This is a genomic window from Photobacterium sp. WH77 (assembly GCF_022014395.1).
Lineage (GTDB): Bacteria > Pseudomonadota > Gammaproteobacteria > Enterobacterales > Vibrionaceae > Photobacterium > Photobacterium arenosum.
Genome location: NZ_JAKLTE010000001.1, coordinates 99,458 through 112,369 on the forward strand (window position 1 = coordinate 99,458; position 12,912 = coordinate 112,369).

Genomic DNA, 12,912 nt, shown 5'->3' on the forward strand with positions numbered 1-12,912 from the left:
TCGTTATGAGCGGGATAGCATGATTTCGAGTCGTGAACCGACACGCTGAGCCTGGTCGGCGATACCGCCAATCCATTCGAAGATCTTATACATAAACATCACATCGACTGGATTGTACTGGTCTTCGACCTTACGTAGTTGCTGGCGCAGGATAACCTGCATGCTGTCGGTATCATCTTCGATAACGTCAAGCTGATTGATCATTTCTGCTACCAGGGTAACTTCACGGCCCTTAAAGCCGGTTTCCAGCAGTTCATCCAGTTCATGGATGACACGGCTGGCCTGATTGGCAGCATCAAGGCAGCGTTGAACGTAGGCAAGAAAGTCTGGATAAAAGTGCTCAGGGATGTCTAACTGACGTCCGTAGACACGACCTGCAATATCTTTGGCCAGATTTGCGAGTTTGTCCTGCTGAGTGAGGAGATCCAGCATGTCAGTCCGGTCGACTGGCATGAAAAGACCACGAGGAAGCTTGAGACGGATTTCACGTTTGAGCACATCCGCATCTTTTTCAAGCTGCGAAATCTGTTCACGATACTGTCCGGCTTTTTCCCAATCTTTGGCGTGACACGCCTCGAAAAACGGAACAAGCAGTTCACAACATTCATTCACACGAGTGACATGGCGTTGCAATGGTTTGATTGGGGATTTAGCAAAGAGCCCCATAATTGTATTCACTGGCATAGCCGATCAACCTAAAGATACCTGTAATAAAGGCGAAATCTTGAGCGATGGATCAGAGCCTGTTGCCTTTGGAGTATCGACCCGAAAAGAGGCGAGTTCTATGCTTTAAAAAGGCAGGAATGGTATGGCGGAAAGAGAGCTAGAGAAAGAGGGTAACGTCACGAGCCAGAATTGTCCCCACCGCCCCATCAGGTTGAGGAGAACAAGCGCTTCTCTGCGTTACTCATCATTTATTTAGCGCACTAAACTCCATGATTCGTGCCTTGATTAGCGCTTTTTCAGCACTGGTTAGAGCAAATAGTCCAAAGGTCAACAGGCCCTATGGCGCGCATGTTAACGTATAACTTAGTACAGGGAAACACATTTTGTACGCCTATTTCTGGAGATTTCTTGCTTGCTACAGGCCGGATTAGCCAATATCCTTGGCTGGCTACCGTTTATAGGGACAATTATGGAAACCGAGATAGAACTGAAGTTTTTCGTCTCAGCGGATTTTTCGGGTCAGTTATTGCGGAAGATTGCTCAAGCCAAAATCTTGCAGCAAAGCAGTAAACGACTGGGTAACATTTACTTTGATACCCCTGAGCAAATTCTTCGTCAGCACGACATCGGCTTGCGGGTTCGCCGCATTGATGATGTTTATATTCAGACCCTTAAGACAGCCGGACGTGTTGTTGCAGGACTGCATCAGCGCCCCGAATACAATGCTGAACTCAACGGCCCACAACCGGATTTAGCCTTACATCCGAGCGATGCCTGGCCTGAGCACTTTGATATTGCGGCTATTTCCAGCCAAATCTCGCCTTTATTCTCTACCGACTTTGAACGCCAGCAGTGGTTGATTGCTATGCCGGATGGCAGCCAGATCGAACTAGCATTCGATCAGGGTGAAGTGCGTGCCAATGACAGCAGTGAGCCGATATGCGAAGTGGAACTGGAGCTGAAATCCGGCCAGACCGATGCCTTGTTCACTCTGGCTCGCGAACTGTGTGAAGAAGGTGGCATGCGTCTGGGGAACCTGAGTAAAGCGGCAAGAGGCTATCGTCTTGCTGCCGGGCATCAGGGGGATGATGTGTTGCCTCTATCTTATGTGCCTCTTGCTGCGGATGTCTCATCAGAAAATGCGTTAGTGATTGCCATGGAGCATGCGCTGGCGCACTGGCATTATCACGAGCAGATCTATGTTGAGCGTCAGGCATTGCCGGCACTGACTGAGATCAGCCATTCGATTTCCCTGATCCGCCAGACCCTGGTGGTGTATGGCAGCATGATACCTCGCCGGGCCAGCGCGCAGCTTCGTCAGGAACTGACCTGGCTTGAAGGTGAGCTGATCTGGCTGCAAGAAGCGGACGCGATACAACGCTGGCTGGCCGAAAAAGGCCATGCGCTGAAAAAGCTCAATGCCAGAAAATCTCTGGTCAAACAGCTCAAAGAACGTCAGGAAGAACTGCCGGAGCCGGATGATATTCTGCGTCTGTTCAAATCGGCGCGTTACTGTAATTTGCTGCTTAACCTGAGCAGCTGGCTGCTGAGCCGCGGATGGCAACCTTTCCTGGACGAAAAAGCCAGAGAGCGGCTGGCGGCATCGGCGAAGTCATTTGCCGATTCGGCCTTGTCGAAAGCCTGGGAAGAGCTGGCAGAGGCCTTCAGTGAGAAGCGTGCGCTCAGCCGGGCAGATTATCTCGACCAGCAGGCAAGACTGCTGCGTAATCTGGTGGGCGGCCTGTGTTTTGCTTCTTTATATGAAGATGAGCGCCGCGAAGTGTTCCGCAGCCCGTGGCTGGATATTCTGCAGGGCATGGAAGACTTGCGTCAGCTTGAGCCGATTCGCTCCCTTCAGCCTGACTACGAAGATGAAGAAGATCGCAAGCAGATCGATAAATGGCTGCACCGCAAGGAAGACTCCCTGCTGCATGCGATGGATCAAAGCCGCCAGATAGGTCTGGCACAGCCGCCTTACTGGCCATAATCTTTATCCCATACGCCATTGCCGCCGTTAACGCCTTCTGACTCAGAAGGCGTTTTTTGTTGTTTCCCCTCAACCACCACCTTTGGTGGCTGTGTTATTTTTCGTTTTCTTTTCCGCTGTGCTGAGTCGATTCAGTCAGGCGCTGCTCAAGATCATCAATACGCTTGAGCAGCAGATTCTGGTTATCAAGAATTTTGTCCCAGTGCGTTTGATCATGGTGGTGGATGGCGGGCTTGTGTCTGTCGGGGTCTGACACAAACGAGCTGATCAAACCTGCCACCATACCGAACAGGCCAACACCGCAGGTAATAATCACGGTTGCCAGTATTTTACCCAGTGTCGTCACCGGATAGTGATCCCCGTAGCCCACAGTGGAGATAGTGACAAAGACCCACCAGATAGCATCATCGGCCGATTGAATATTGGCATTGGGATCGTGGCTTTCAATGATAAGGATCAAGGAAGAGCCGACGGTAACCAGTACAGTGAGAAGCAAAACAATAGTGGCTATGGTGGCTTCGCGCCGGTAATCCAGAATATGCTGCAAAAGCTGCTGGCCGGAGCGAATCAGACGTAACACCCGGAAGATCTGCACCAGGCGCATAAAGCGTAACGGCTCGATGATAGGTATGCTGGCAAGGTAATCGGGCCAGTGTGTTTTCAGGAAGGCTTTTTTGTTCTGGCTTCGCAGCAGATCACCGGTGAGCTGGAGCCAGAAAACCAGACAGATTAGCGTATCTATGGTGATAAACAGTGAATAGACCCTGTCTTCACGCGGAATAAAGAACAGGCTGGTGACCAGAGCCAGTGACACGAATGACAATACGAGTGCTACCAGACTCATGGGATTCAGTTCATGTTTGACACCATCGATCTTTTTCATCATTCAATTTCAGATATTTAATACAGACATATATGATACTCGGTACCGCTGGCAAGTTGAATTTACTGGTGTTGTTGAGTCAATTGCAAGCCTGTTCTGAGCGCAGACGGCGTTTTTGTCAGTTTGCAGACAACCTTATTCAATACTGGCTCCTTGCAGCCAGGCCGATGATTCGAAGCGTTCGAGGACTGAACCGCTTTAGGATCAACAGATCCTAGGACAAAGGAGAGATAATAATTATGGCTGACATGGCTTTCAAACCCTGGGAAAAAGGGCTGAGTAATATCAGGTTAGTGCCCAAACTCATCGTACTGATGGTATTCAGTACCTTATTACTGGTAGGGAAACAATTGTGGGACGCCAGTATTTTCTATCAGTCAGTCATTGATATTCAGAAAGAGCAAGTCAGAGAGCAGGCACAAAAACAAGCGGCTATGTTTAGCAGCCTCTTGTCTCAGGGGGAGCAGGGACAGGCGATGGCTCTGGCTGCGGTACAGGCGCAAAAAAGTGTGGACGGTGCGTATTACTATCTGGTTAACACAGAAAACGGCCGGGTGCTGGGTCATCCGGGTGCTGAGCAGATCAAGGCGCTGAGCCGCTCTGCCGAAGATGGCCAACCGCTCGGTGCTGTGCTGTCTCAGTTAAGCAGTGAGCGCGCACTTACCCTGGACGGCGGCAAGCGATTTGAATTTGCCGTGCCTCTGGCCGGCAGCGCTCACTGGTTAGTGATCGCTTCACAGTCTGCCGATTATGCGGACAGTTACTACAGTGCCTATATGGTGCAGATAGCCTGGCAGACGGCCTTGATGATCCTGGCTTTTATGGTGTTGCTGTTAGGGGCTGCCAGCCTGATGCTGCGTCAGACCGGCTATCTGGCCGATGCCATTAAGCGTCTGGCCAACCGTGATCTTTCTCAGCCGATAGTGATGAATTGTCAGGATGAATACGGGGATTTGGCGCGCGAGCTGGAACGTACCCGCATTCAGCTCAAAGAGGTGATTCAGAATCAACGCAGCGTTTCGGGTGAACTGCATGAGCTGGCGGATGTGATGTCAATGAGCATGCAGGAAACCAAAGAGTCGGCGCAGGAAGAGTTTCATGAGATTGACCAGCTGGCTTCTGCCATGAGCGAAATGACCTCTACGGTGCAAACCGTGGCCGAGCATGCACGTGAAGCCTCCGGTGCCACCGAGGGGACGGCGAAACAGGCCCATCAGGGGCAGGAATTTGTGGTGAAAACGATCGCCACCATAGATCAGCTGTCCACCGATATCCGTGCCTCTGCTGAGGCCGTGACTCAGGTTGAAAGCCGGGTTGAAAAAATTGGCAGCGTGATTGTCACCATTCAGGGTATTTCCGAGCAAACTAACCTGCTGGCACTCAATGCCGCCATTGAAGCCGCACGGGCCGGTGATGCCGGACGAGGATTTGCCGTGGTGGCTGATGAAGTGCGTAACCTGGCGCAACGTACCCAGGTGGCCACTGTCGAAATTCAGGACATGATTGGTCAGCTGCAAGACAGTGCCAAGCAGGCTGTTGGTCTGATGGAGCAAAGTGTGGTTGAGGCCGCTGAAGGGGTGGATCTGGTGACCAGCGCAGGCGGGGAGCTGGATAAGATTGTCCAGCAGGTTCAGCGCATCAATGACATGAACTTCCAGATTGCGACTGCCTCTGAACAGCAAAGCGCGGTGGCGGAAGAGATGAACCAAAATCTGAATAATGTAAGGGAATTAGTGGAAGCTTCTGTGGTGGTAGTCACTGAACTGACAGAAACGGCGGATACGATGAAAGGCCAGTCAGCCGATTTGGAACAGAAAATTCAGGCCTTCCGCATCTGACAGATCCCAGACTGTTCTTCGCGCCATTTTTAGACTCACACGCCCACCGACAGGTGGGCGTTGTTGTCGTAATCCGTTATCTTATTGCTTATACCTGAGAAACCTGACCAGGCTCGGGTGGTTGACTGCGATGCTGGGCGGACAGCCCCGACTGATTGCCAAGGAATTGATATGACACACGCACTCTTGCAACACGCTGCTGAACAGGCTCTGGAAAAGTTGCAGCAGGCTCACCCGAATGCATTGGCCCAGTGGCCATCGGATTTGAACGACGAACTGAGTGCCGTGCTCGGTCTCAGTGATTTCATACAGACCTCTCTGGTGCAGGATGGTGATTTACTGTCCTGGCTGCCCCAAGCCCTGACTGTCGGGGAGCGCGCCGAGCAATACCGTTCTGAGCTCAGGGAAGCCCTGTCAGCAGTGGTTGACGAAACCGTGTTGTTAAGGGAGCTGCGCGCCTTTCGTCGCCGTGAAATGGTGTGGATTGCCTGGCGCGATTTTACCGGCCGCGCCACCCTGAGCCAAAGCTTGTCGCACCTGTCCTGCCTTGCCGAAGCGCTGATCATGGAAGCTTATAACTGGCTTTACGCGCAGTGTTGCCAAGAATATGGCACCCCAGTCAATGCTGACGGTGAGCCCCAGCCTATGCTGATCCTGGGCATGGGTAAACTGGGTGGCGGTGAGCTGAATTTCTCTTCAGATATCGATTTGATTTTTACTTATCCGGAAAACGGCGAAACTCAGGGCGGACGGCGCAGCATTGCCAACGCCCAGTTTTTTACCCGTCTGGGACAAAGACTGATCAAGGCGCTGGATCAACAGACAGTTGACGGCTTTTGCTATCGGGTCGACATGCGTCTGCGTCCGTTTGGCGACAGTGGCCCTCTGGTCATGAGCTACGCCGCACTGGAAGATTACTATCAGGAACAGGGCAGGGAGTGGGAACGATACGCCATGATCAAAGCCAAAGTCATGGGTAACGAAAGCGCTGGCCATTATCAGGCTCTGCGGCAGATGCTGCGTCCTTTTGTCTTTCGCCGCTATATTGATTTCAGTGCGATACAGTCACTGCGCCGGATGAAATCCATGATCAGCTCAGAGGTTCGCCGTCGCGGTCTGAGCAATAACATCAAACTCGGCGCGGGCGGGATCCGCGAAGTCGAATTTATCGCACAATCCTTCCAGTTAATCCGTGGCGGGCGAGAGCCCAGCCTGCGGCACCGTGGCCTGCGGGAAACGCTGGATGCCGTCAATGCTCTGGGGTTATTGCCGGCAGAGCAGGTACAGCATCTGGAGCAGGGGTATGCTTTTTTGCGCCGTCTGGAAAACCTGTTACAGGCCATCAATGACAAACAGACGCAGACGCTGCCGGATACCGAGCTGGACAGAATACGGCTCGCCACCGCGATGGGATGCGCCGACTGGCACGGACTGCAACAGCAGATTCAGCAGCACATGGCTGAGATCCATCAAGTGTTCGACGAGATTATCGGGGCCGATGAGGAAGACAGTCATGACGCCGCGGCGCAGCCTTATCATGAAATGTGGACCATGATTGAGGATGAAGAACTGGTAACAGCGATTCTGAATGATGTGGACGCCCCGGATACCGCCCGGCAGGCTGAAGTGCTGAGCCATATGAAAGCGGAGCTGGCCAAGCGCACTATAGGGCCGAGAGGCCGTGAAGTACTGGCCCGTCTGATGCCCGAAGTGCTGGTGCGTATTGTCACCCGTGCAGATGCACCTGTGGTGCTGGATCGTGTCTCCCGCCTGATTGTCCGCATTGCCACCCGGACCACCTATCTGGAATTGCTGAGCGAACATCCCGGCGCGCTGGATCACCTGGTTAGGCTCTGTGCGGCCAGCTCTATGGTGGCAGAGCAGCTGGCTCAGTATCCCATTCTGCTCGATGAATTACTCGATCCTCAGCACTTGTACAATCCTGTGCCTCTGGATCAGTACCAGTCTGAGTTGCAAGAGTACCTGGCACGAATCCCGGAAGAAGACATGGAGCAGCAGATGGAAGCCATCCGCCAGTTTAAGCAGGCGCAGTTACTGCGTATTGCGGCGGCGGACATTGCTGATGTGCTGCCTCTGATGAAAGTCAGTGATCACCTGACCTATCTGGCGGAAGCGATTATCGCTGCTGTAGTCAAGCAGGCCTGGTTACAGATGGTGGCTAAGTATGGTGAGCCGTCACATCTGGCTGAGCGTAACAGTACCGGTTTTGGTGTGATCGGCTACGGCAAGCTGGGGGGGCTGGAGCTGGGCTACGGTTCCGATCTGGATCTGGTCTTCCTGCATGACTGCCCGACAGAAGTGTACACCAATGGCGATAAAGCCATTGACGGTCGTCAGTTCTACCTGCGGCTGACGCAGAGAATCGTCCACTTGTTCTCTACCCGTACCTCATCCGGCGTCTTGTATGAGGTTGATGTCCGTTTGCGTCCGTCTGGCGCATCCGGGTTGCTGGTCAGCCCGCTGGACGCCTTTGCGGCCTATCAGGCACAGGAAGCCTGGACCTGGGAGCATCAGGCGCTGGTGCGTGCGCGTATAGTGTATGGCGATCCGGTACTCAGGGCCGGTTTTGATCAGGTCAGAGCCGACATATTATCACGCCCGCGTGACGCCGGTGCGCTGCGTCAGGAGGTGATGGAGATGCGCGAGAAAATGCGCCAGCACCTCGGCACGAAAAAACCGGGGCAGTTTGGCCTGAAACAGGATCCCGGCGGCATTACGGACATTGAATTTATTACTCAGTATCTGGTGTTGCGCCATTGCGCCGGTCAGCCGGCATTAACCCGCTGGTCCGATAATATTCGCTTGTTTGAAACCATGGCAGCCAAAGGGGTACTGGAAGAGGAGCAGGTGATGGCGCTGATTCAGGCATATTGCACGCTGCGTGATGAAATTCACCGCCTGAATTTGCTCGGTCACGATGCCTATGTCGATGACAGCCAGTTTACGGCAGAGCGACACCTGGTGACACAACTGTGGCAAACCATTTTTCGGCCAGAACCCAACGCAGCCCCTGAGTGTTAACCCGATGCCAGTGACATGCCCTGCCTGTATGCAGTACAGGCTTTTATGATAATATTCCGCTGTTTTTACCGTTCCGGAGAGAAGAATGAAACTGACACTGCCTGATTATGACCAAGCCAGTGTGCTGGTTGTGGGTGATGTAATGCTGGACCGCTACTGGACTGGCCCGACTGGACGGATTTCCCCGGAAGCGCCGGTACCCGTTGTGAAAGTGGATCAGATTGAAGAGCGTCCCGGCGGTGCTGCCAACGTAGCCATGAACATTGCCGCCCTGGGCGGGCACGCTCGCCTGGTTGGCCTGACAGGCATTGATGATGCTGCGCGGGCGCTCAATGAAAAGTTGGCATCGCTCAAAGTGCGCTGTGATTTTGTCTCCCTGCCGGATTATCCCACCATCACTAAGCTGCGCGTGATGAGCCGCGGGCAGCAACTGATCCGCCTGGATTTTGAAGAAGGTTTCCACGATGTGGATGTCGACCTGATTCTGCCACGGCTTGAACAGGCGTTGCCGAACGTGAAAGCAATGATACTGTCCGATTATGCCAAAGGGGCGCTGGAACATGTCCGCGCAATGATCGAACTGGGACGCCGCTTCGGTGTAGCAGTGCTGATCGACCCGAAAGGGACAGATTTCGAGCGTTATCGCGGCGCGACTATGTTAACGCCCAACCTGACTGAATTCGAAGCGGTTGCCGGTAAAGCGAAAACCGATGAAGAGCTGGTGGAAAAAGGGCTGGCGTTGATCGAGAAATTTGATCTGGAGGCCTTGCTGATCACGCGTAGCGAGCATGGTATGACCTTGCTGCAGAAAGGCCAGGAGCCGCTGCACATGCCTACACAGGCTAAAGAGGTGTACGATGTCACCGGTGCCGGCGATACAGTGATTTCGGTACTGGCAGCTTCGCTGTCGGCCGGTAAATCCCTGTCTGATGCCTGCAAGCTGGCCAATGCCGCCGCTGGCGTAGTGGTTGGTAAACTGGGTACTTCAACCCTGTCGACCATTGAGCTGACCAATGCGGTGCATGGCAGCCAGGACAGTGGTTTTGGGGTGATGGCCGAAAGCCAGCTTAAACAAGCGGTACTGGCGGCCAAGGCCCGTGGCGAAAAAGTGGTGATGACCAATGGTTGCTTTGACATCCTGCATGCCGGGCACGTGGCTTATCTGAATGAAGCCGCCAAGCTGGGTGATCGCCTGATTGTAGCGGTGAATGCCGACAGTTCAGTGCGGGCTCTGAAAGGGGCGGGACGTCCGGTGAACCCTGAGGATCGCCGCATGGCCGTACTGGCCGGTCTGGCTGCGGTAGACTGGGTCGTGTCGTTCAAAGAAGATACGCCTCAGCGCCTGATCAGCGAGATCCTGCCGGATCTGCTGGTGAAAGGCGGTGATTATAAACCTGAGCAAATTGCCGGTGGCCAGGAAGTGATTGCCAACGGCGGTGCAGTACGTGTACTGAACTTTGAAGACGGCTGTTCAACCACAGAAATTATCGAAGCGATTCGCGGCGGTAAAGGCTGACAGGCTGTTCGGTGCAGGCCGCAGCACAGCGATTGAGTGTCTGCGGCCACTGTGACTGAGGCTATTGTTACCAAGGCCACAGTTACTGAGGCCACAGCTACCGAGGCGATGGCACTGAAACTTGAGCCGAACCTATAAAAAAAGCGCCATTGCAGGCGCTTTTTTTGTTTCAGGGCATAATTGCGTCTTTTTTGCGATCTTATTTTTTGACCGGGATAAGACCTGTGTTGACATCCAGAATGTCCTGCTCATTGAGCGAACCGACAGCCTGCTTGAGCTGCAACTGGCTAATAATGTAATCGTAGCGGGCAGTAGCCAGCTGACGGTTGGCATCATACAAACGGCGGGTTGCGTCCAGTACGTCAACAATAGTACGGGTACCGACATCAAAACCGGCTTCGGTGGCTTCCAGTGCTGAACGGGCCGAGATCACCGACTGCTGGTAAGCCTTCAGAGCGCCGATAGATGCGTTGATGTTGTTATAGAAAGCCCGCACATTCTTGACTACGCCGCGGTAGGTTTCTTCCAGAGTCTCACTGGAGGAGACGTAAGCGTATTGGGCTTGTTTCACTTCAGAGGTTACCCGACCACCCGTGTAAACCGGCAGATTCAGGTTAATGCCTGCAGAAATGGTTCCTTCATCGCTGCTCAGGCCTTGCTGCATGTCGTTGTAGCTGTAGCCGGCATCAAAGCTCAGTGTTGGCAAATGCCCTGACTCAGCCAGTGCAATACGGTCGCGCGAGACGTCCTGAGCAATACGGGCACTTAGCAGTGTCAGGTTTTCGCTTTCTGCGTTTTCAAGCAGGGTGCGAACAGTATTGTTCGGGCTGCTGGCGGAGAAGCGCTGGGTATCCAGGACAGAAAGATCTTTATGCGCCTGACCCGTGATTTCACGCAGTTCTTCATAGCTGTTGGTCAGGGCGTTTTCTTTCAGGATTTCATCAGCCAGAACGCTGTCATACTGAGCCTGTGCATCGTGTACGTCAGTGATGGCAGACAAGCCGACTTCAAAGCGCTGTTTGGTCTGCTCCAGCTGACGGCCAACGGCCGCTTTTTCGGCACGTACGAACTCTAAATCGTCCATTGCACGTAATACTGAGAAGTAGGCGGTGGATACACGCAAAATCAGGTTTTGCTGAGCCACGGCATAGCTGGCATCGCTTTGACGGGCTTGTTTTTCGCTGATATCAAGGTTGACCCAGCTGGCGCGATTATACAGCGACTGACTCAGACTCAGACCGCCGTTAAATCCTTCATCATCGATGTCCAGGCGGGAGGCCTGCAATCCGGCAGTCAGATTGATTTGAGGCAATAGCGTACTGCGGGATGAATTAATCGCTTCGAAAGCGGTATCTTTATCAGCCGCGGCCCGTAGCAGCTGAGGGTCGTTCTGTTTGGCTTGTTCATAGATATCGGCAAGATCGTCAGCCATGGCAAATGGGCTGAGGCTACCCAGTGCTAAGCCTAGATAAAGCGGAAGCAATTTTTTCATGAATGCTTTTTCCTGGTCCTGACAAAATAATGTGCAATGTTCAGTTTACCTGATGATAGCTTGCTTGAAACTGATCAATTGTGATTTTTTTGTGCAAATTTAACAAAAGAACATGCTGTTTATTGAAGGAAATTGCAATCTTTTTGTACAGGTGTCGCAACGGTAGTGGTTGATTCCCATCATTGACCAGCAAAAATTTACTTGTAAGAAAGTAATATTGTACCAGTTTAACATTAGTCGCCAGATCACGGGTGTTCATTTTTGAGTGAGTTAAATATAACTGCAACATTTATTAAAAAAGTTGAGCTCAGCCATTGCGTCATAATAGCGATGAATGAAAAAATGCCGTTTTGGTTTACTGTGGCCCCAAGTGAGCCTGAGCGATAATTGTGAAAGGCCCATGACATGGAGATTACCGATGTCTGACTCGTCCAGAAATAACCCGGGAGCGCTCGGCGCGATGGATGTCGAAGTGGAGCATGAAGAAACGCTTTATCAGGGTTTCTTCAGCCTGAAAGCATTCCGTTTTCGCCATCGCTTGTTTGCCGGCGGCTGGAGCCAGACTCTGACCCGTGAACTGCTGGAACGTGGCCATGCGGCGGCCTTGCTGCCGTACGATCCTGTGCGTGATCAGGTGGTACTGGTGGAGCAGTTCCGAATTGGCGCCCTGGCTGGCGATTGCCAGCCCTGGCAGCTGGAAATTGTGGCTGGAATCATTGAGCCTGGCGAAAACGCGGAAGAGGTGGTCAGCCGGGAAGCGGTGGAAGAAGCGGGCATCCAGGTAGATCAACTTGCCCATATTACCCGCTATCTGTCCAGCTCAGGCGGGTGCTCGGAAACCCTGAGTGTCTATGCCGGTTGTGTCGATAGCCGCCTGGCATCCGGTATTCACGGGCTTGAAGACGAAGGTGAGGATATCAAGGTGCATGTGGTCAGCCGTGAAGAAGCGTATGATTGGGTGGTGTCTGGTAAAATAGAAAATGCGGCCAGCATCATTGCGCTACAATGGTTGCAATTACACTATCACCAACTGCAGGCCGATTGGGTTAAGGACTAGTTGTGAACAGAAGGTACACGGTCGATCTCGCGGGTATCATGCGTTTATATGAAACCAACTATGCGAAGTTGCTTCCATTACTGCCAAAAAGTGAAGCGGTAGGGGAGGAGTGTGCCTATCAGGTCGGCGGCCATGATTATAAGCTCAGGATATTGGAATCAACCCGCTACACCACGCTGATTCAGCTGCAAATGGAAACCGATACAGGCTTGCCTGAATACCTGGTACCCACCTTTAAAGTGCGGCTTTATCATGACGCCAGGGTGGCAGAAGTGTGTTCTATTCAGCAGATTTCACGTTTGAAGCCAAGGTATGATTACCCCAATATGCGGATGCACCAAAAAGATGAAAAACATCAGGTTAATCGCTTTTTGGGAGATTGGCTGGCTTACTGCCTGAAGAACGGTCTCAGTAAGCAATCGGTTTATTAA

At 52.6% G+C, this 12,912-nt stretch carries 9 protein-coding genes; 6 read left to right on the forward strand and 3 right to left on the reverse strand.

Features of this window, described 5'->3' with window-relative positions:
* Positions 1 to 3 precede the first annotated feature (3 nt).
* Positions 4 to 684, reverse strand: a complete 681-nt coding sequence (locus L6J37_RS00465) for a TIGR00153 family protein (RefSeq protein ID WP_192015459.1) — start codon at positions 682 to 684, stop codon at positions 4 to 6.
* Positions 685 to 1,135: 451 nt separating this feature from the next.
* On the opposite strand from L6J37_RS00465, the gene L6J37_RS00470 reads away from it, so the two are divergent.
* Positions 1,136 to 2,653, forward strand: coding sequence for a CYTH and CHAD domain-containing protein (locus L6J37_RS00470; protein WP_192015460.1), 1,518 nt, complete (start codon positions 1,136 to 1,138; stop codon positions 2,651 to 2,653).
* 94 nt (positions 2,654 to 2,747) lie between these two features.
* Here L6J37_RS00470 and L6J37_RS00475 read toward each other — a convergent pair whose 3' ends face one another.
* Positions 2,748 to 3,536: a potassium channel family protein gene (locus tag L6J37_RS00475; protein ID WP_237794020.1), complete on the reverse strand. Its 789-nt coding sequence runs from the start codon at positions 3,534 to 3,536 to the stop codon at positions 2,748 to 2,750.
* A 239-nt stretch (positions 3,537 to 3,775) separates the two neighbouring features.
* Between L6J37_RS00475 and L6J37_RS00480 the strand changes: the two genes are divergently transcribed.
* The 3 genes from L6J37_RS00480 (at position 3,776) to hldE (ending at position 9,932) form a co-directional block, all read left to right on the forward strand.
* Positions 3,776 to 5,374, forward strand: coding sequence for a methyl-accepting chemotaxis protein (locus L6J37_RS00480; protein WP_237793772.1), 1,599 nt, complete (start codon positions 3,776 to 3,778; stop codon positions 5,372 to 5,374).
* A gap of 171 nt (positions 5,375 to 5,545) precedes the next feature.
* Entirely contained in the window at positions 5,546 to 8,416 is a 2,871-nt protein-coding gene (gene glnE, locus L6J37_RS00485; protein WP_237793773.1) for a bifunctional [glutamate--ammonia ligase]-adenylyl-L-tyrosine phosphorylase/[glutamate--ammonia-ligase] adenylyltransferase, read from the forward strand.
* A gap of 85 nt (positions 8,417 to 8,501) precedes the next feature.
* Complete coding sequence (gene hldE / locus L6J37_RS00490) at positions 8,502 to 9,932, forward strand: bifunctional D-glycero-beta-D-manno-heptose-7-phosphate kinase/D-glycero-beta-D-manno-heptose 1-phosphate adenylyltransferase HldE (RefSeq protein ID WP_237793774.1); 1,431 nt, start codon at positions 8,502 to 8,504, stop codon at positions 9,930 to 9,932.
* A gap of 199 nt (positions 9,933 to 10,131) precedes the next feature.
* On the opposite strand, the gene tolC is transcribed toward hldE, so the two are convergent.
* A complete protein-coding gene (gene tolC, locus L6J37_RS00495; RefSeq protein ID WP_192015464.1) occupies positions 10,132 to 11,424 on the reverse strand; it encodes an outer membrane channel protein TolC in 1,293 nt (430 codons plus the stop codon).
* A gap of 418 nt (positions 11,425 to 11,842) precedes the next feature.
* On the opposite strand from tolC, the gene nudF reads away from it, so the two are divergent.
* Positions 11,843 to 12,481, forward strand: coding sequence for an ADP-ribose diphosphatase (gene nudF, locus L6J37_RS00500; RefSeq protein WP_237793775.1), 639 nt, complete (start codon positions 11,843 to 11,845; stop codon positions 12,479 to 12,481).
* A 2-nt stretch (positions 12,482 to 12,483) separates the two neighbouring features.
* Positions 12,484 to 12,912, forward strand: a complete 429-nt coding sequence (locus tag L6J37_RS00505; protein WP_192015466.1) for a DUF1249 family protein — start codon at positions 12,484 to 12,486, stop codon at positions 12,910 to 12,912.